Source organism: Pseudomonas sp. D(2018) (assembly GCF_005502555.1).
In the GTDB taxonomy this organism is placed as follows: domain Bacteria; phylum Pseudomonadota; class Gammaproteobacteria; order Pseudomonadales; family Pseudomonadaceae; genus Metapseudomonas; species Metapseudomonas resinovorans.
In genome coordinates this window covers 79,066-97,158 of record NZ_SCOK01000005.1, presented here as the reverse complement: position 1 = coordinate 97,158, position 18,093 = coordinate 79,066, and the positions used below count along the sequence as shown (strand labels likewise).

The 18,093-nt window shown below is 63.9% G+C and carries 17 protein-coding genes; 6 read left to right on the top strand and 11 right to left on the bottom strand.

Features of this window, described 5'->3' with window-relative positions:
• Positions 1–130 precede the first annotated feature (130 nt).
• A complete protein-coding gene (locus FFS60_RS05800) occupies positions 131–886 on the top strand; it encodes an ABC transporter substrate-binding protein (protein WP_137821379.1) in 756 nt (251 codons plus the stop codon).
• Between the two features lie 268 nt (positions 887–1,154).
• On the opposite strand, the gene FFS60_RS05795 is transcribed toward FFS60_RS05800, so the two are convergent.
• The 4 genes from FFS60_RS05795 to gpmI form a co-directional block, all read right to left on the bottom strand.
• On the bottom strand, positions 1,155–1,919 hold the full coding sequence (locus tag FFS60_RS05795; protein WP_028629876.1) for a divergent polysaccharide deacetylase family protein: 765 nt from the start codon (positions 1,917–1,919) through the stop codon (positions 1,155–1,157).
• Position 1,920: 1 nt separating this feature from the next.
• On the bottom strand, positions 1,921–3,234 hold the full coding sequence (locus FFS60_RS05790) for a S41 family peptidase (protein ID WP_028629875.1): 1,314 nt from the start codon (positions 3,232–3,234) through the stop codon (positions 1,921–1,923).
• A gap of 26 nt (positions 3,235–3,260) precedes the next feature.
• Positions 3,261–4,526, bottom strand: a complete 1,266-nt coding sequence (locus FFS60_RS05785) for a murein hydrolase activator EnvC (RefSeq protein ID WP_137821378.1) — start codon at positions 4,524–4,526, stop codon at positions 3,261–3,263.
• A 148-nt stretch (positions 4,527–4,674) separates the two neighbouring features.
• Entirely contained in the window at positions 4,675–6,210 is a 1,536-nt protein-coding gene (gene gpmI, locus FFS60_RS05780) for a 2,3-bisphosphoglycerate-independent phosphoglycerate mutase (protein ID WP_137821377.1), read from the bottom strand.
• Positions 6,211–6,377: 167 nt separating this feature from the next.
• On the opposite strand from gpmI, the gene FFS60_RS05775 reads away from it, so the two are divergent.
• From FFS60_RS05775 to secB, 3 genes are read left to right on the top strand one after another with little or no spacing between them, the layout of a single operon-like run.
• Positions 6,378–6,791: a rhodanese-like domain-containing protein gene (locus FFS60_RS05775; RefSeq protein ID WP_028629872.1), complete on the top strand. Its 414-nt coding sequence runs from the start codon at positions 6,378–6,380 to the stop codon at positions 6,789–6,791.
• A gap of 1 nt (position 6,792) precedes the next feature.
• Positions 6,793–7,068, top strand: coding sequence for a glutaredoxin 3 (grxC, locus tag FFS60_RS05770; protein ID WP_028629871.1), 276 nt, complete (start codon positions 6,793–6,795; stop codon positions 7,066–7,068).
• Positions 7,069–7,082: 14 nt separating this feature from the next.
• The gene (secB, locus tag FFS60_RS05765) at positions 7,083–7,553 is read left to right on the top strand and encodes a protein-export chaperone SecB (RefSeq protein ID WP_028629870.1); all 471 of its coding nucleotides are present in this window, start codon (positions 7,083–7,085) and stop codon (positions 7,551–7,553) included.
• Between the two features lie 139 nt (positions 7,554–7,692).
• Here the strand turns inward: secB and trmL are convergent, their stop codons facing one another.
• A complete protein-coding gene (gene trmL, locus FFS60_RS05760) occupies positions 7,693–8,154 on the bottom strand; it encodes a tRNA (uridine(34)/cytosine(34)/5-carboxymethylaminomethyluridine(34)-2'-O)-methyltransferase TrmL (protein WP_137821376.1) in 462 nt (153 codons plus the stop codon).
• A gap of 76 nt (positions 8,155–8,230) precedes the next feature.
• Between trmL and FFS60_RS05755 the strand changes: the two genes are divergently transcribed.
• Complete coding sequence (locus tag FFS60_RS05755) at positions 8,231–8,593, top strand: hypothetical protein (RefSeq protein ID WP_305955944.1); 363 nt, start codon at positions 8,231–8,233, stop codon at positions 8,591–8,593.
• A gap of 717 nt (positions 8,594–9,310) precedes the next feature.
• Here FFS60_RS05755 and FFS60_RS05750 read toward each other — a convergent pair.
• The 5 genes from FFS60_RS05750 to FFS60_RS05730 form a co-directional block, all read right to left on the bottom strand.
• Positions 9,311–9,517, bottom strand: a complete 207-nt coding sequence (locus tag FFS60_RS05750; RefSeq protein WP_256658038.1) for a hypothetical protein — start codon at positions 9,515–9,517, stop codon at positions 9,311–9,313.
• A 252-nt stretch (positions 9,518–9,769) separates the two neighbouring features.
• On the bottom strand, positions 9,770–11,206 hold the full coding sequence (gene ntrC / locus FFS60_RS05745; RefSeq protein ID WP_028629866.1) for a nitrogen regulation protein NR(I): 1,437 nt from the start codon (positions 11,204–11,206) through the stop codon (positions 9,770–9,772).
• On the bottom strand, positions 11,203–12,288 hold the full coding sequence (gene glnL, locus FFS60_RS05740; protein WP_028629865.1) for a nitrogen regulation protein NR(II): 1,086 nt from the start codon (positions 12,286–12,288) through the stop codon (positions 11,203–11,205). Before glnL ends, ntrC begins: the two co-directional genes overlap by 4 nt.
• 257 nt (positions 12,289–12,545) lie before the next feature.
• The gene (locus tag FFS60_RS05735; protein ID WP_028629864.1) at positions 12,546–13,169 is read right to left on the bottom strand and encodes a DUF4124 domain-containing protein; all 624 of its coding nucleotides are present in this window, start codon (positions 13,167–13,169) and stop codon (positions 12,546–12,548) included.
• Positions 13,170–13,172: 3 nt separating this feature from the next.
• Complete coding sequence (locus FFS60_RS05730; protein ID WP_028629863.1) at positions 13,173–13,724, bottom strand: DUF4124 domain-containing protein; 552 nt, start codon at positions 13,722–13,724, stop codon at positions 13,173–13,175.
• A gap of 247 nt (positions 13,725–13,971) precedes the next feature.
• On the opposite strand from FFS60_RS05730, the gene FFS60_RS05725 reads away from it, so the two are divergent.
• Complete coding sequence (locus FFS60_RS05725) at positions 13,972–16,215, top strand: mechanosensitive ion channel domain-containing protein (protein ID WP_137821374.1); 2,244 nt, start codon at positions 13,972–13,974, stop codon at positions 16,213–16,215.
• Between the two features lie 183 nt (positions 16,216–16,398).
• Here the strand turns inward: FFS60_RS05725 and glnA are convergent, their stop codons facing one another.
• Positions 16,399–17,802 (bottom strand): glutamate--ammonia ligase, encoded by a 1,404-nt coding sequence (gene glnA / locus FFS60_RS05720; RefSeq protein ID WP_028629861.1) that lies wholly within the window; start codon positions 17,800–17,802, stop codon positions 16,399–16,401.
• Positions 17,803–18,093: the final 291 nt, after the last annotated feature.

Genomic DNA, 18,093 nt, shown 5'->3' with positions numbered 1-18,093 from the left:
CTCAGCGACCGGCCACAAGCTGGTCGCTTGCCATGGAAGGCAGGACGGGTCGTGCCGTACGTCCGTGGGTGGGGAGCCCACGCAAGGAAGCCGCTTAGCCACAACCACAACTCAAGCGAGCGGTATGACAATGCAGAAGCTGATTCAACGTGCCCTGACCCTGGGCCTGATGTTCTTCGCCTTCACGGCGCGCGCCGATTTGCCGGCGGACTACAAGGTGGTGTTGCTCACCGAGAACTTCCCGCCCTTCAACATGGCGGTGGATGACAAGAACTTCGCCCGCGACGACGGCATCGATGGCATCAGCACCGATATCGTCCGCGAGATGTTCAAGCGCGCCGACATCAACTACAGCCTGACCTTGCGCTTCCCCTGGGATCGCCTGTATCGCCTGACCCTGGACAAGCCCAGCTATGGCCTGTTTTCCACCACCTTCACCGCTGAACGCCAGCCGCTGTTCAAATGGGTCGGTCCGATTGCCAAGACCGAGTGGGTGCTGCTCGCCGCGCCGGGTAACAACCTGAGCGTCAAGGACCTGAAGAGTGCGTCCCAGTACCGCATTGGCGCGTACAAGAACGATGCCGTGAGCCAGCACCTGGAAAGCCAGGGCATGGCGCCGCAGAACGTCCTGCGTGACCAGGAGAACGTGAAGAAACTGCTCAAGGGCCAGATCGATCTCTGGGCCACGACTGATCCCGTTGGCCGCTACCTGGCCAAGCAGGAAGGCGTGACCGGCCTGCAGACCGTGCTGCGCTTCAACAGCGCCGAGCTCTACCTGGCCTTCAACAAGGACACCCCGGACGAGGTCATCGAGCGTCTGCAGAAGGCCCTGGACCAGATGCGCACTGACGGTTACGTCGACGAGATCACCCAGAACTACCTGTAATGATTGGCAGGCCCGGCGCGGCCTGCTTCTGAATGCCCTTCTTTAGGGGCGAATTCATTGGCTATGTCTGCGTTAGCTGTTGCGAGAGATTGACCATCGGGCCAGGAGCCTACGGGTAATGCAGCTGCCTACAACACGTAATGCAGACATAGCCAGTTCATTCGCCAAGCAGACCGCAGGTCTGACCTGCATGCCTTCATAGGGCAGCTGCGCTGCCCTTGGCGATTGAATTCGCCCCAACGAGGCGTCCCTGGCGCCGCTTGAGCATCTACCGGTAAAACCCCGCCTTGCCGTGAGCCGCCATGGCGCGGTTGCCGCGCAGGGCGATCAGCATTTCCACATCGATCAGCTCGAAGCCCCGTTCCTTCAGGCGCGGCAGCTCGCGCTCGAGCAGTTCCAGGGTTGCCGGGTGAGGGTGGCCAATCATCAGGGCTGAGCCCTGCTTGCGCGCCAGGTCCAGTGCCGCGTCGAATTGCTTGGCCACCGCGGCCGGACTCTGGTCGTCATCGAGAAAGACATCCCGCGAGAGGCTGGCCAGCCCGGCCTTCTGCGCCTCGGCGGCGGCCACCGTGGCAGCGCTGGTGCGGCTATCGATAAAGAAGCGGTGTTCCTGTTGCAAGCGATGCATCAGCCAGGTCATGGCGGGACGCTGGGCGGTCATGCGGCTGCCCATGTGGTTGTTCAGGCCGCGGGCGAAAGGCACCTGGCGCAGGGCCGCGTCCAGGCGTTTCTCCAGCTCGGCTGTGGATAACTCTGGCCGCCAGGCATAGGGGCCGGTGGCCGGGTCCATGGGCAGGTGCAGCATCACTGTCTTGCCGGCGGCATGGGCGGCTTCGGCGAGTTCACGGGAGTGAGGGGCATCCGGAAGGATGGAAAGCGCCACCGGGCCGGGGAGGGCGAGAACACGGCGGTCGCGGGCGGGGGTTTGGCCCAGGTCGTCGATCACCAGGGCCAGGCGCGCCGTTGGCGCGGCCCAGGCACCGGTTGCCGTTGCGCCCAACCACAACGCAAGCAACCAGGCGCCCCACCTCATGTCACTTTCCGCGAGTGACGTTCAGGCCTTTCAGCAGATTGAGGGCCTGGCTCAGTTGGAAGTCGTCATCCTGCGGGCGGGGCTCCGCCGATTTCTTGTTCGAACTTGGGCGGTCGGCACCGCCATTGCCGTTGCCGAGGTGGCCGGCGAGATCGGCTTCCTTGAAGGATTCGCCGTCCTGCTCGCGGGTGACCTTGGCTCGCGCCACTTCGATGTCCGGAACGATGCCCTGGGCCTGGATCGAGCGGCCGTTTGGGGTGTAGTAGAGCGCGGTGGTGAGCTTCAGGGCGCGATCGTTGTTCAGCGGCAGCACAGTCTGCACCGAGCCCTTGCCGAAGCTGTCGGTGCCCATCAGCACGCCACGTTTGTGGTCCTGCAGGGCACCGGCGACGATCTCGGCCGCCGAGGCACTGCCGCCGTTGATCAGCACCACCAGGGGTACGCCTTCGCTGGCGTCGGCCGGGTCGGCGGAGAAGCGCAGTTCGGAGTTGGCGATGCGGCCCTTGGTGTAGACGATCAGGCCTCTCTTCAGGAAGTGGTCGGAAACTTCCACCGCCGCCTGCAGCACGCCGCCGGGGTTGTTGCGCAGGTCCAGGACCAGTCCGCTCAGACGGCCGCCATTGTCCTTGCGCATCTTGGCCAGGGCTTTGCCCACTTCTTCGCCGGTGTTGACCTGGAACTGGGTGATGCGCAAATAGCCGTAGCTCTTGTCCAGCAGCTGGCTCTTCACGCTCTTGACCTTGATGGCCGCGCGCACCAGTTCCACGTCGAAGGGCTGGCCGCCATCGCGTACCAGGGTAAGGGTGATCTTGCTGCCGGCCTTGCCGCGCATCTTGTCCACCGCTTCCATCAGCGAGATGCCCTTGGTCGGCTGGCCGTCGATCTTGACGATCAGGTCGCCCGGCTGGATGCCGGCCTTGGAGGCCGGGGTGTCGTCGATGGGGGAGACCACCTTGACGAAGCCATCCTCGGCGCCGACTTCGATGCCGAGGCCGCCGAACTCGCCACTGGTGCTTTCCTGCAGCTCCTGGAAGTCTTCCGGTTCCAGGTAGGCCGAGTGCGGGTCGAGGTTGCTGAGCATGCCCTTGATGGCGTTCTCCAGCAGAGTTTTGTCGTCCACCGGCTCGACATAGGCGGACTTGATGCGATCCAGCACCTCGGCGAAGGTGCGCAGCTCGTCCAGCGGCAGCGGTGCCTTGCCGTTCACCGCCGTCGCGGGGAGATTTGCCGGCTCCTCGGCGGCCAGCAGCTGCGGGGCGCCGCCAAGCAGCGCCAGTGCCATGGCCAGGGAGGTGAGGCGGGACAGATGCGGCATGCGAACTAACTCCTGCTAGATGAGACCTATCCTTGGGCGCGGCACCACTGTGCCGGGTCGGTCGGTCGGCCTTGCTGGCGTATGGCGAAGTACAGTGCGGGCGTGTCCTGCCCGCCACTGGTGCCGACGGTGGCGATGGATTCGCCTGCTTTGACGATATCGCCGGCATTTTTCAACAGGCGCTGATTGTGGCCGTAGAGGCTCAGATAACCGTTGCCATGATCGAGAATGACCAGAAGCCCGGCGCCGCGCAACCAATCTGCGAAAACCACACGGCCGCCATGCACCGCGCGTACGGAGCTGCCTTCAGGGGCGCCGATCAGCACGCCGTCCCACTTGGCGCGGGAGTCGCCGCCACGGGCCGAACCGAAGCGGGCGACCAGGCGGCCGTCCACCGGCCAGGGCAGTTGGCCACGGGCTTTGACGAAGGGGCCGCCGAAGTTGCCGCCGGTGCTGGAAACCATCGGACCGTTGCTGGCCTTGGCCGGGCTGCCGGCCGGGTGTTCGCGTAGCTCGCGCTGCTGTTCGGCGAGTGCACGCTTGCGGGCTTCTTCGGCCTCGCGGGCCTCACGCTCCTGGCGGGCCAGGGTTTCTTCGATGGTCTTGAGTACCTTGCCCAGTTCGGCCTGATCCTGCTGGCGGGCCTTGAGCTTCTTGTCCCGGTCGCTGACGTCCCGGTTGAGCTTGGCCAGAGCCTGCTGGCGCTCCTTGCGCGTCGCGGCGAGTTGCTCGCGACGGCCATCGAGGGCGGCCTTCTGCTCGTTGAGCTGGTTCTGCTGGGTGGTGATTTCCTGCTCGACGTTCGCCAGCTGGCGCAGGGTCTCGTTGAACGCGGCAAGCTGTTCCAGGCGGGCCTTGCTCAGATAGTCGTAGTAGGTGAGGGTGCGGGCGAACTTCTCGGGGTGCTGCTGGTTCAGCAGCAGCTTGAGGTATTCCTGTTGACCGCTCTGGTAGGCGGCGCGGGCCTGGATGCCGATCAGGCGCTGTTGTTCAGTGCGCGCGCCCTGGAGTTTTTTTTTCTCTTCGTCCAGGCGCTGAATCTCGCCTTCGCTCTTCTCGAGTTCCTGTTGCAGCTCTTTCACCTGCTGCTCCAGGCCGCCCATTTCGGTTTCGGTTTTCTTCAGGTCGGCCTGGACGCCGGATTTCTCCTGCTGCAGTTGCTGCAGGAGTTTCTTCAGTTCGGTGACATCCTTTGCGGCCCGGTCCAGCTGTTGCTGGGTTTCGGCGCGCTGGTCGGCCATGACCGGGGTGATCAGGCTGGCAAGGATTGCGAGGGCGAGGGCGCGAAACATGGGGGTGGGGCACCAGGGGAAAGGACCGGCCTAGTATGCCCGTGGCGCGGGGCAAAAAAAACGCCCGGAACCGGTGGTTCGGGGCGTTTCCTGATAAGGCGCGCAGATATTCACGCCTGGGCCGCGCCGGGGCTACGGCCCGCGTCGATCATTGCAGCTCGACGATGGTCTTGCCGGTCATCTCGGCCGGCACGGGCAGGCCCATCAGGGTCAGCAGTGTCGGGGCCACATCGGCCAGCACGCCGCCTTCGCGGATCGTCGCCGGACGCTTGCCGACATAGATGAAGGGCACCGGCTCGCAGGTGTGCGCGGTGTGCGCCTGGCCGGTCATTTCGTCTTCCATCTGCTCGACGTTGCCGTGATCGGCGGTGATCAGCGCTTCGCCGCCGACCTTGTCCAGGGCTTCGACGATACGGCCGACGCAGCTGTCCAGGCACTCCACGGCCTTGACCGCGGCTTCGAACACGCCGGTGTGGCCAACCATGTCGCCGTTGGCGTAGTTCACCACGATCACGTCGTAGCGCTGGTTTTCGATGGCGTCGACGATCTTGTCGGTGACCTCGGGGGCGCTCATTTCCGGCTGCAGGTCATAGGTGGCGACCTTGGGCGACGGAATCAGAATGCGCTCTTCACCTTCGAAGGGCTCTTCGCGGCCGCCGGAGAAGAAGAAGGTCACGTGGGCGTACTTCTCGGTCTCGGCGATGCGCAGTTGGGTCTTGCCGTTCTTCGCCAGGTACTCGCCCAGTACGTTGTCCAGGGATTCCGGCTTGAAGGCGCTGGGGGCGGGGATGCTGGCCGCGTACTGGGTCAGCATCACGTAGCTGGCCAGGTTCAGTTCACGCTGGCGGGGGAACTCCTTGAAGCCCGGCTCGACGAAGGCGCGGGACAGTTCACGGGCGCGGTCGGCACGGAAGTTCATGAAGATCACGGCATCGCCATCTTCCACCTTCACCGGCTCGCCGATGCAGGTGGCTTTTACGAACTCGTCGCTCTCGCCGCGCTCGTAGGCGGCAGCCAGGCCCTCGACGGCGCTGGCGGCGGAGAATTCAGCCTGGCCCTCGGTGATCAGGTTGTAGGCAGCTTCGACGCGGTCCCAGCGGTTGTCGCGGTCCATGGCGAAGTAGCGGCCGATCAGGCTGGCGATGCGGCCCTTGCCGAGGCGGACGAAGGCGTCGTCCAGCAGCTTGATGGAGGGCTCGGCGCTCTTGGGCGGGGTGTCACGGCCGTCGAGGAAGGCGTGCAGGTAGATTTTCCCGGCACCGCGCTGAGCGGCCAGTTCGGCCATGGCGACCAGGTGGTCCTGGTGGCTGTGCACGCCGCCGTCGGAGAGCAGGCCCATGAAGTGCACAGCCTTGCCGGCGGCCACGGCCTTGTCCACCGCTGTGGTGATTTCCGGATTGCTGAAGAAGTCGCCGTCGCGGATCGCCTTGGTCACACGGGTGAAGTCCTGGTACACCACGCGGCCGGCGCCCAGGTTCATGTGGCCGACCTCGGAGTTGCCCATCTGGCCGTCCGGCAGGCCGACGTCCATGCCGCTGCCCGAGATCAGGCCATGGGGCTGGGTGGCGCGCAGACGGTCGTAGACCGGTGTCTTGGCGGCATAGATGGCGTTGTATTCGGGGCTGTCACTGTGACCGAAACCGTCCAGGATGATCAGGACCAGGGGTTTGGGCATGGCTGTCATAGTGTCGGACTCGTCTGCGGCAATGGGTGGAAAGTTGCGGGCAAGGCCCCGGAAAAAAGAGGCGGCATTCTACGGTCTGGTTCCGTCGGCGTCACCGCCAGACGGGTTTTGGCCGACCTGTGGGCCTGTGTATACTGGCCGGCATTTTACCGTCCCGGAAGCCGACGATGCTCGCTAAGCTGATTGAATTTGCCACTAACCACTATGTACTGAGTGGATCGTTCGTGGTGCTGCTGGCCCTGCTGCTGGCACATGAATTGCGCCGCAGTGGCCGCGCCATTTCCTCTCGCGAGCTGACCTCGATGGTCAACGGCGGCCAGGGCGTGGTCCTGGACGTGCGCGCCACCAAGGATTTCGCCGGTGGCCACATCGTTGACGCCCTGAACATCCCCTACGAGAAGCTCGCCAGCCGCATCGCCGAACTGGAGAAGTACAAGGACAAGGCCATCATCGTGGTCGACGCCATGGGCCAGCATGCCGGCACCGTCTGCCGTGACCTGAAGAAGGCCGGTTTCAACGCCATCAAGCTGTCCGGCGGCATCGGCACCTGGCGTGGCGACAACCTGCCGCTGGTGAAGTGAGATGGCCGAAATCGTCGTCTATTCGAGCGCCTGGTGCCCCTTCTGCGTCCGCGCCAAGCACCTGCTGGACAGCAAGGGCGTGCGCTATGAAGAGATCAGCGTCGACGGCAACCCCGCAATTCGCGCCGAGATGACCCGCAAGGCCGGGCGCACCTCGGTGCCGCAGATCTGGATCGGCCAGACCCATGTTGGCGGCTGTGACGACCTGTATGCGCTGGAGCGCGCTGGCAAGCTCGATGCGCTGCTCCAAGCCCGCCCGCAAACGGAAACGCACTAGAACAAGGCAGAATCATGACCGAACAAGCAAGCAACGCCGAAAACCAGAACCCCCAGTTCTCCCTGCAGCGCATCTACGTACGCGATCTGTCTTTCGAAGCGCCGAAGAGCCCCGAGATCTTCCGCCAGGAGTGGGCGCCGAACGTTTCCCTGGACCTGAACACCCGTCAGAAGCAGCTGGATGGCGACTTCCATGAAGTGGTGCTGACCCTGTCCGTGACCGTGAAGAACGGTGAAGAAACCGCCTTCATCGCCGAAGTGCAGCAGGCCGGTATCTTCCTGATCAAGGGTCTGGACGCGGCCTCCATGAGCCACACCCTCGGCGCCTTCTGCCCGAACATCCTGTTCCCCTACGCCCGTGAAACCCTGGACAGCCTGGTTGTCCGCGGCTCCTTCCCGGCGCTGATGCTCTCCCCGGTGAACTTCGACGCCCTGTACGCCCAGGAACTGGCGCGTCTGCAGGCCGCCGGCGAAGCCCAGGCCTGATTGCCAAGCTTCAGGAAAAAGCGCCCTTCGGGGCGCTTTTTCTTTGGCCGGTGAAATTGGCCCGTAGGGTGGGCTTCAGCCCACCAGCGGAGGTCAGCGTGGGCTAAAACCCACCCCACATAATAGAGCCGGGCAGCATTCACTCCAGACTGAAATCGTGCTGCCGCCAGGCCTCGTAAACTGCAACGGCCACGGTGTTCGACAGGTTCAGGCTGCGGCAGTTGGGGCGCATCGGCAGGCGCAGCCGCTGTTCCGGGGGCAGGCTTTCCCGGACGTCCTGGGGCAGCCCACGGCTTTCCGGGCCGAAGAGGAAAGCGTCGCCCTTCTCGAAGGCCACCTCATGGAACAGCTTGGTGCCCTTGGTGGTGAAGGCGAATACCCGAGGGTGGCCGAGGGCGTCCAGGCAGCTTTCCAGGTCGCTGTAGCGCTTGAGGGTGGCGTACTCGTGGTAGTCCAGGCCGGCACGGCGCAGACGCTTGTCGTCCAGTTCGAAGCCGAGCGGTTCGATCAGGTGAAGGTGGCAGCCAGAATTGGCGCACAGCCTGATAATGTTGCCGGTATTCGGCGGAATTTCCGGTTGAAACAGGATGACGTGAAACATGGGTGGCCCCGAGCCCGAAGACGGGCGGCATTCTACTCCCGATGATGATCCGCGACCGAGCCTGTGGCCGCGCTTTTTGTTCGCCCTTGCCCTGATCGGCGTGCTGGTGGGAATGATGCTTGGCCGCCTGACGGCGCCGGACCCCGTGCACCTGCAGCGCATCGAGGTGCGCGAGGGTGGTTTGACGCTCTGGTTCGACCATGAGCCCGAGGTCCGGGCCGAAGCGTTGGAGGGCGCCTACGCGCTGATGCTGGGGGCGGACGGGGAGAACGCCAAGGGACAACTGACCCTCGGTACCGCACCGGTGAGCTGGAAGGTGCTGCGATCGACCCATGGAGTGATGGTGCGATTCGTCGCGGCGCGGCCCTTGCACGGTGATTGGCATGGTGCCGCGGAGGATGGGCGCTGGCGGTTGGAAGTCAGCCTGCGCGCCGAATAAGAAAGGGGGAATCCTCGGCCTGCCTGTACCAAGGCCCCCTGAAGGGTGGTCGCCTGCCGTAGCGAGCGACGCGGTCCTGTACCGGGCCCTTGCGGGGCCCTTGGCGGCTGGGAGACCAGCGCGCCTTTGCATAAAAGAGGGGATTCCCCGGCCTGCCTGTACCAAGGCCCCCTGAAGGGTGGTCGCCCGCCGTGGCGTGCGACGCGGTCCTGCACTGGGCCCCGTGGGGCCCGGGCGGCTGACTGAGCAGCACACCTGTCGAATAAAAGAGGGGATTCCCCGGCCTGCCTGTACCAAGGCCCCCTGAAACCTGGTCGCCCGATGGCGACGCTGAAACGCTTTCGGCTCTTCTGGAGCCGTGGCGGCTGGAGGTCAGCCTGCCTGTCATAAGAGTGGGGATTCCCTGGCCTGCCTGTACCAGGGGCCCCAAAACCGCTGTTGTCTTGGGTATTGCAGGGGGCGTGCCAGTTTCTTGATAACCTTCGTGAGAGTTTCGTTGATTCGTCTGGAGGCCGCGTCATTAGTGGCTTTGAGCGAAGTGAAATTCGACGTGGAGGGAAGGTGGCGGCGGTCTTCGGCGCCGGAAGTGCCTGGGCGTGAGGCACTTTTTTGAGGCGGGGAGGTGATTCAGGCACCAGGGATGATCCTTTTCCCTGGCCGAATGCACGGTGAGCGTCTGACGGGAGGGACCCCGCCGAAGCGAGGTCCGGGGCCGGGTCAGTGGTTATCCGGGGCCAGGTAGGCTGCGGTGGACTTGCAGTCCCGCAGTCGCTCCACTTTGAGCGAAAGGCCCTTTGGTAACCGGACGCCGATGCGAGAGCGGCCATCTTCCATTGGCCCCACCACGATTTCGATGCCTTTGGTTCGCAGCATTTGCCCCAGCTCGGCGTCGCTGCAGCCTTCCAAGGCCTTGAGCCTGAGCACGTCTCCTTCCTTTCGAACACCCATATGTAACTGCATGGTTTTCACCCTGTCTCTGGTTCAGGTCCGGGCAGCATCCCGCCCTGATTCACTGCAGTCCACGACCTCTAGGAAAACCAGACATTTCATACGGAGTGGGTGGCATTGGAGCGCGGGCGTGATGGCGGCAGGCGGCTGGTGTGATAGGGAGATTGCGTGCTGTGCCGCAGGCGCGAGGGCAGGAGGCGGGGCGCAGGGCACCCCGCCGAAGGGGGGTCAGGCGTCGTCGCCGTCGTCGTCGTCTCCGCCGTCCACCTTCATGCCCAGTTCCTTGATCTTCCGCGTCAGGGTGTTGCGGCCCCAGCCCAGCAGCACGGCGGCGTCGCGACGGCGGCCAGCGGTGTGCTTGAGGGCGGTTTCGATCATGATCCGCTCGAAGGCCGGCACGGCCGAGTCGAGCAGGCCGGACTGGCCGCGGGCCAGGGCCTGGTCGGCCCACTGGCGCAGGGCCTGTTCCCAGTTGGTTACCGGTGCGGCGTCCTGGGGCTGGGTGAGCAGTTCCGGCGGCAGGTCGTCGACGTGGACTTCGCGACCGGAGGCCATCACGGTGATCCAGCGGCAGGTGTTCTCCAGCTGGCGCACGTTGCCCGGCCAGGGCAGGTGCTTGAGGTAGTCCTCGGTCTCGTTCTTCAGCAGCTTGGGCTCTACCGCCAGTTCCTGGGCTGCGCGGGCGAGGAAGTGCCGGGCCAGGGCCGGAATGTCCTCGCGGCGGTCGGACAGGCGCGGGATGTGGATGCGAATGACGTTGAGGCGGTGGAACAGGTCCTCGCGGAACTTGCCGGCCTGCACCAGGTTTTCCAGGTTCTGGTGGGTCGCGGCTATGATGCGCACGTCCACCTTCACCGGGGTGTGCCCGCCCACACGGTAGAACTCGCCGTCGGCCAGTACTCGCAGCAGGCGGGTCTGGGTGTCGGCCGGCATGTCGCCGATTTCGTCGAGGAACAGGGTGCCACCGTCAGCCTGCTCGAAGCGTCCGCGACGCTGGTTGGCCGCGCCGGTAAAGGCACCTTTTTCATGGCCGAACAGCTCGGATTCCATCAGGTCCTTGGGGATTGCCGCCATGTTCAGGGCAATGAAGGGCGAGGCGGCGCGCGGGCTGTGTCGGTGCAGTGCGTGGGCCACCAGTTCCTTGCCGGTACCGGACTCGCCGTTGATCAGCACCGTGATGTTGGAGTGGCTGAGGCGGCCGATGGCGCGGAAAACCTCCTGCATGGCCGGCGCTTCGCCGATGATTTCCGGGGTGCGGGCCTGGGGCGCCGGAGCTTCCAGGCCCTGCTGTTCCTGGGCGTGCTGGAAGGCGCGCTTGACCAGGGACACCGCCTCGTCCACATCGAAGGGCTTGGGCAGATACTCGAACGCGCCGCCCTGATAGGAGGCTACCGCGCTGTCCAGGTCGGAATGAGCGGTCATGATGATCACCGGCAGGCGCGGGTAGAGTTCGCGAATGCGTGCCAGCAGGTCCAGGCCACTGGCGCCGGGCATGCGGATGTCGGAGATGATCACATCCGGCTGTTGCCGGGAGAGCCGCCCAAGCAGGCTGTCGGCGCTCTCGAAGCTCTGGGTATTCATGCCATCCTGCTGCAGTGCCTTCTCCAGGACCCAGCGGATGGAACGGTCGTCGTCGACGATCCAGACGGTTTCACTACGGCTCATGACGAGGAAGCTCCTTGTTCCAGCGGCAGGAAGATCGAGAAGACGGTGTGGCCGGGATGGCTTTCACACTCGATCAGGCCCTGGTGCTGACTGATGATGTTCTGGGCAATGGCCAGGCCCAGCCCGGTACCGTCCGGGCGGCCGCTGACCATGGGATAGAAGATGGTTTCCTGGAGCTCGGCCGGGATACCCGGGCCGTTGTCGATGATTTCCACCTTGGTCACCAGGCGATGGCGGGTGTGGCCGATGGTGAACTGGCGCAGGGTGCGCGTGCGCAGGGTGATGCGGCCAAGGCGCAGGTCGCTCTGCGCGGAGAGGGCCTGCATGGCGTTGCGCACGATGTTGAGCACGGCCTGGATCATCTGCTCCTTGTCGATGAAGACATCGGGAATGCTCGGGTCGTAGTCGCGCACCAGATTGATGCCGCCCTGGCTTTCCGCTTCCACCAGGCTGCATACGCGCTCCAGCACTTCGTGGACGTTGGTCATGGCCAGCGACGGCAGCTTGTTCGAGCCGAGCATGCGGTCCACCAGGTTCCGCAGGCGGTCGGCTTCTTCGATGATGACGTTGGTGTAGTCCTTCAGGTGCTCTTCCGGCAGTTCGCGGGAGAGCAGTTGAGCGGCGCCACGGATGCCGCCCAGGGGATTCTTGATCTCATGGGCCAGGCCGCGTACCAGCAGCTTGGTGGTTTCCTGCTTGGACAGCTGCGCCTCTTCCTTGGTGATCCGCAGCAGGCGATCACGCGGGTGGACCTCCAGCAGCAGGAGGGTTTCGCCGCGATTGAGGATCGGCGTCACCGCGTAGTCCACGGTCAGGGTCTGGCCGGAGAGCGAGGTCAGCATGGCTTCACGCTTGGTGAAAGGGTGCGCCTGTTCCACCGCCTGGCGCAGGGAGGTCAGGGCTTCGGGCGACTCGGTGAACAACTCGCTGATGAACTGGCCATGGCTGCGCTGGCCACTGACGGCCAGGAGCATTTCCGCCGCCGGGTTCATGTACTCGAGGCGCAGGTCGGCGTTGAGCAGGATCACCGCGGTGGTCAGGTTGTCGAGCAGCAGTCGGTGCAGGGCGTCGTTGATGGTCATGGCTTCGGCGCTCGTGGCGATGACAGGAAAATGCAAGAAGCAAACCAAAGCCCTGAAAAAGCGCGGGAAAACAGGCTTTCTGCTGGTCGCAGCCGCTTTTCAGAGCAGATCGTTCGGTTCGATACGAACCAAAATGGGGAGAGTATAGAAAGCGGTGCAAGGCGACGCACCGAAATGGTGCGAATTGACGTCGTTGCGTGGGAGAAACGAAGCGATACCCATGGGAGTGTTGTCGGGTATCGCTGGGCAGTTGCCCTTCAGATGAAGGGCAGGATGGCGATGTCGTCGTCTTCTTCTTCAGGTTTGTCCTTCAGCGGGCATTCCGGACGCACGCCGTAGTCGTCCTTCTCGCACGGGCGCGCCTGGCGCTTCTGCGACAGCGACATGCGCACGATATGCACCGGTTGGCTGGGCGTGCGCTCCACCATGCGCCCCTGCGCGTCGATGATTTCCACCGCCAACTGGTGGGTGCCGCGGTCGAGGTTTTCCAGCGGAAACACCGGGCTGCGCCCGGGCTCGCCTACGGGGTTGCCATCCAGCAGCAGCCGATAGCTGTGGTTGGCGCGCAGGCCCGGCTCGCTCATGGCGCTGACGATCAGGTTGCCTTCGCCATCGCGGATGGTGGCATCGGGTTCGGGTACCAGAATGCGTAGCACCTGATAGCCCTGTTCGCGCGGAATGGGCTTGGGGTAGAGGGGCGGTGGCTGGATATCCCGTGGCGCGTTCATCTCGTTGGAGGGCGCCATCTCCAGGCGTTTGGCGTTGCCCGGCTTGGGTTGGTCGGTAAAGACGCGATTACCCTCGTCATCGATGTAGGTGTAGACCTCGGCTAGCGCGGGCTGGCCAAGGAGCAGGAGGGCGAGTAGCAGGAATCGGGTCATCGGTCAGTTGTTGGGCCGTGGCGTAGGGGCGGGCGGGCGCAGCGCCGGGCTGCTGGTATTGACCCGCTGGACGGTAAAGGTGACGGGAGCGCTGCTCTGCACCACATTGGTGCCTGAGAGGACGTCCACCGCGAGGCTGTGATCGCCGCGGTCGACGTTCATCAGTTGCAGGCGCGGTACGTTGGTTGGCTGGCCATAGGGCTGGCCGTCCAGGCGCAGGCGCAGCCTGTGGCCGGGTTGCAGCCTGGGCTCCAGACGCACGCCGACACTGAAGGTGCCATTGTTGGCGCGCAGGGCCTCTTCGTCAGGGAGATCGGTCAGCTCCACCACCTGGTAGATGGCCTGCTGGTCGGCACTTGTCGCTGAGTCGGCCGGCTGGCTCGGCGGTTGTATCTGGACCGCGTTGGTCGGTGGCAGCTCCACCTTCTCGCTGGCGGCACCATCTGGCGGCTGGTTGGTAAACACCGTGTTGCCGTTTGCGTCGGTGTACTTGTAGATCTGCGCAGCGGCAGGCAGCGTGGCGGCCAGCAGCAGACAACTGATGATGAGGCGCATGGGGGGCGGTCTCCGGAAGCTCATGCCAAGCCTTGCACCCAGACGGCGGGCTGGCAAGTCGGGCATTGTGCGACAGCGCCGTGACGACCGGTGTGCGTTGCAACACGTTAGGACATTTCTGAAAAGTGCCGCCACCTGCTCCGCTCTGTATGGCCGGGGCGAACGGAGGTCGCCGCGTGCTGTCACTCTAGCCGCTGACTACAAAAGCCGCGGCTATTGTCTGATTGGGGCGAGTGCCCGCTTTTGTATGATGCGACTCGCTTTCATTGTTCTGGGGGACATCTCTCTCGTGCCTATACCGTTCTTGCCTGCTGTCCGTTTCCTGTTCCCGCTGCTGCTCTGCCTGGTCGTCGGCCTGCTCTGCCCGACGCAGGGCCAGGCCGCTTTGCCCAATCCCCTGGCGGGGAGTTCGTCGGGCAGCGAGCAGATCAGCAATGCCCAGCTCGAACAGTCGCTCAACCAGGTGATCCAGACCCTGGAGAACGACAAGCAGCGTGCCGACTTGCTGAAGAAGTTGAAGCAGTTGCGTGACGTTACCGGCAAAGAGAAGGAGAGCGAGAGCGGGGTGCTCGGCCTGATCGGCGATACCTTGAGCAGCCTGGAAAAGCAGTTTCAGGGCGACAACAGTCCGCTGGTGATCTGGAGCAACCAGTTCCGCCTGGCTCGGGCCGAAGTGGAGGAGCGCCTGCCCGGATGGCGTGACTGGCCGGGGATCGTGTTCAACTTTGCGGTGGTCATCCTGCTCTGGGCCTGCCTGGCCAGCGCCCTGCTCTGGCTGGGGCGGCGCATGCGCGAGCGCTTCGGCCTGTCGGCGGAGCTGCCACAGCATCCCAAGACCCGCGACCTGGTGCTGTTCGCCCTGCGCAAGCTGGGGCCTTGGCTGATCGCCTTCTTCATCACGCTTTACCTGTCGTTCGTGCTGCCCAGTTCATTGAGCAAGATGCTGGCGATGGTGATGGCCTACGTGCTGGTCTGCGGCACGCTGTTCTCCGCGCTCTGCGTCATCTGCCTATCGTTGCTCAGTGGGCCGCACCGCATCCGTGCCCTGGATATCCTGCGGCGCCAGGCGTTCCGCCCGCTGTGGCTGATCGGCAGCCTGGCCGCCCTTGGCGAGGCGGCCCATGACCCCCGGCTGATCGACGGCCTCGGTGAGCACACGGCGCTCTGCCTGAGCACTCTGGCAAATGCCACGGCGGCGGTTTTCACCGCGCTGTTCGTGCTGCGCTTCCGTCGCCCCATCGCCCATCTGATCCGCAACCAGCCGCTGGAGCGTCGTCTCAAGCGCCGGGGGCTGCACGAACTGGTGGAGTTGGTGGGTTCCCTGTGGTTCGTGCCGGTACTGTTGCTGGTGGGCACATCGCTGTTCGCAACCTTCGTGTCCGCCGCCGATAGCAGCGTGGCCCTGCGCCGCGCCTTGGTCTGTGCCGTGCTGGCTGTGGTGGCGATGACGGTGATAGGACTGCTCAGCCGCCGCACCGGGCGCAGTGGTGACGGGCCCCGGCGCAGCGCTCCCTACGTCGAGCAGTTGCAGAAGTTCGGCCTCACCCTGGTGCACCTGTTCGTGGTGCTGTTTTTCATCGAGGTGGGGCTGCGGGTCTGGGGCATGTCGCTGATCCGCTACGCCGAAGGAGATGGCGCGGAAATCAGCATGAAGATAGTCAGCTTCGGCACCACGTTGCTGGTGGCCTGGCTTGTCTGGATCCTCACTGACACCGCCGTGCAGCACAGCCTCGGTGTGGGTGGCAGGAACCGGCCGAATACCCGTGCCCTGACCATGCTGCCGTTAATCCGCAACGTGCTGTTTGTCACCATCGCGGTCATTGCCTTGATCGTTGCCCTGGCCAACATGGGCATGAATGTGACGCCACTGCTGGCTGGCGCCGGTGTGATTGGTCTGGCGATCGGTTTTGGTGCGCAGTCCCTGGTGGCGGACCTGATCACCGGCCTGTTCATCATCATCGAGGACTCGCTGTCCATCGATGACTACGTGGATGTTGGCGGCCACCTGGGTACGGTGGAGGGGCTGACCATCCGCACCGTGCGCCTGCGTGACCTGGATGGGGTGGTGCATACCATCCCGTTCAGTGAGATCAAGAGCATCAAGAACTACTCGCGGCAATTCGGCTACGCCATGTTCCGCTGGCCGGTGCCGGCGAGCATGCCTATCGACGATGCGGTGGCGCTGGTCCAGGACGTGGCGAAAGAGTTGCGCAGCGATACGGCGATCTACCGCAGTCTTTGGTCGCCGCTGGAGCTTCAAGGGGTGGAGAGTTTCGATAACGGTCAGGCGATTCTGCGCTTCCGTTTCAAGACTGCCCCGATCAAGCAGTGGGAAGTGCAGCGGGCGTTCAACCTGCGCTTGCGCAGGCGCCTCGACCAGGCGGGCCTGGAGCTGGCGATGCCGCGCCTGAACGTGCAGCTCAGTCGGATGCGCCAGTCGCGCGCCGAACCGCCGGAAGAGCAGGGCGACCTGGCGGAAAGAGGGGTTTGAGCGGAGCGCGCTTAGGTTGGGTAGAGGTACGAAACCCAACAAAGCGGACCTTCGGGTCGCGTGTACGTCGGGTCGCGCCGCCAATCGTTGGGTTTCGCTGCGCTCTACGCCAACCTACCGCAAATAAAAAAGGCCTCCCGAAGGAGGCCTCTCAATCATGCCGCTTGCGCGGTCACAACTGGATCAGACGCTGTAGTACAGGTCGTATTCCAGCGGGTGCACGAAGGTGCGCACCTTGATTTCTTCTTCGCTCTTCAGCTCGATGTAGGCATCGATGAAGTCGTCGCTGAACACGCCGCCCTTGGTCAGGAACGCACGGCCCTTGTCCAGTTCTTCCAGCGCCTCTTTCAGGCTGCCGCAAACCTGCGGGATTTCCTTGGCCTCTTCCGGCGGCAGGTCATACAGGTTCTTGTCAGCGGCATCGCCGGGGTGAATCTTGTTCTGGATGCCGTCCAGACCGGCCATCAGCAGAGCTGCGAAGCACAGGTAGGGGTTGGCAGCCGGGTCCGGGAAGCGCGCTTCGATACGGCGGGCTTTCGGGCTGTTCACGTACGGGATGCGGATCGAGGCGGAACGGTTGCGGGCGGAGTAGGCCAGCATGACCGGGGCTTCGAAGCCCGGGACCAGACGCTTGTAGGAGTTGGTCGACGGGTTGGTGAAGCCGTTCAGGGCCTTACCGTGCTTGATGATGCCGCCGATGAAGTACAGGGCGGTATCGGACAGGCCGGCATAGCCTTCGCCAGCGAAGGTGTTCTTGCCATCTTTGGAGATGGACATGTGAACGTGCATGCCCGAACCGTTGTCGCCGTACAGCGGCTTCGGCATGAAGGTCACGGTCTTGCCGTAAGCGTCAGCCACGTTGTGCACGCAGTACTTCAGGGTCTGAACTTCGTCAGCCTTGGCAACCAGGGTGTTGAACTTCACACCGATTTCGTTCTGGCCGGCAGTCGCCACTTCGTGGTGGTGAACTTCTACCACCAGGCCCATTTCTTCCAGGGCGTTGCACATGGCGGTGCGGATTTCGTGGTCGTGGTCGACCGGCGGTACCGGGAAGTAGCCGCCTTTGACGCCCGGACGGTGGCCTTTGTTGCCGCCCTCGATGTCAGCATCGGTGTTCCAGGAAGCCTGCTCGGAGAAGATCTTGAACATGGAACCGGAGATGTCGGACTTGAACTTCACTTCGTCGAAGATGAAGAACTCCGGCTCCGGGCCTACGAATACGGTGTCACCGATACCGGTGGTCTTGAGGAACTCCTCGGCGCGGCGGGCGATGGCGCGCGGGTCGCGGTCGTAGCCTTGCATGGTGCTCGGCTCGATGATGTCGCAGACCAGGATCAGGGTCGGCTCTTCGGTGAAGGGGTCCAGGACGGCGGTGGCGTCGTCCGGCAGCAGGATCATGTCGGAAGCTTCGATGCCTTTCCAACCTTCGATGGAGGAACCGTCGAACATCTTGCCGTGCTCGAAGAATTCGTCATCGGCGTCACGGGCCGGCATGGTCACGTGCTGCTGCTTGCCTTTGGTATCGGTGAAGCGCAGATCAATCCACTTCACGTCGTGTTCTTTAATCAGTTGAAGCGACTTCGACATGTTGTCCTCCAGGTGGTCGGGGGCAGAAACCTTGCCTCCCAAGAAATTCGGGGTGAAGCCGGAGCGGGATAGTCCGCCAGGGCGACCTGCCTCACAAGGGAGCAAATTGCGTGCCAGTGCCCTGGAATGGGCAAGGGCCCCAAAACTCACGGCTGGCGGGGGCTTCGCTCCGATTGTGCACAGTTTTGCGCACTGTTTTTGTGCCTGCCATGGTGCGCGTGGTCCATTTTGGTGCGTTGCGAGCTTTGCTGAATGATTTTGGTCAAAGCTTGAACAATTTCCGCTATAATC

Bases quoted from the DNA above. Each gene is read 5' to 3' on its own strand.
- FFS60_RS05800 (WP_137821379.1), top strand. From the start codon at position 131: ATGCAGAAGCTGATTCAACGTGCCCTGACCCTGGGCCTGATGTTCTTC.
- FFS60_RS05795 (WP_028629876.1), bottom strand. From the start codon at position 1,919: ATGAGGTGGGGCGCCTGGTTGCTTGCGTTGTGGTTGGGCGCAACGGCA.
- FFS60_RS05790 (WP_028629875.1), bottom strand. From the start codon at position 3,234: ATGCCGCATCTGTCCCGCCTCACCTCCCTGGCCATGGCACTGGCGCTG.
- FFS60_RS05785 (WP_137821378.1), bottom strand. From the start codon at position 4,526: ATGTTTCGCGCCCTCGCCCTCGCAATCCTTGCCAGCCTGATCACCCCG.
- gpmI (WP_137821377.1), bottom strand. From the start codon at position 6,210: ATGACAGCCATGCCCAAACCCCTGGTCCTGATCATCCTGGACGGTTTC.
- FFS60_RS05775 (WP_028629872.1), top strand. From the start codon at position 6,378: ATGCTCGCTAAGCTGATTGAATTTGCCACTAACCACTATGTACTGAGT.
- grxC (WP_028629871.1), top strand. From the start codon at position 6,793: ATGGCCGAAATCGTCGTCTATTCGAGCGCCTGGTGCCCCTTCTGCGTC.
- secB (WP_028629870.1), top strand. From the start codon at position 7,083: ATGACCGAACAAGCAAGCAACGCCGAAAACCAGAACCCCCAGTTCTCC.
- trmL (WP_137821376.1), bottom strand. From the start codon at position 8,154: ATGTTTCACGTCATCCTGTTTCAACCGGAAATTCCGCCGAATACCGGC.
- ntrC (WP_028629866.1), bottom strand. From the start codon at position 11,206: ATGAGCCGTAGTGAAACCGTCTGGATCGTCGACGACGACCGTTCCATC.
- glnL (WP_028629865.1), bottom strand. From the start codon at position 12,288: ATGACCATCAACGACGCCCTGCACCGACTGCTGCTCGACAACCTGACC.
- FFS60_RS05735 (WP_028629864.1), bottom strand. From the start codon at position 13,169: ATGACCCGATTCCTGCTACTCGCCCTCCTGCTCCTTGGCCAGCCCGCG.
- FFS60_RS05730 (WP_028629863.1), bottom strand. From the start codon at position 13,724: ATGCGCCTCATCATCAGTTGTCTGCTGCTGGCCGCCACGCTGCCTGCC.
- FFS60_RS05725 (WP_137821374.1), top strand. From the start codon at position 13,972: ATGATGCGACTCGCTTTCATTGTTCTGGGGGACATCTCTCTCGTGCCT.
- glnA (WP_028629861.1), bottom strand. From the start codon at position 17,802: ATGTCGAAGTCGCTTCAACTGATTAAAGAACACGACGTGAAGTGGATT.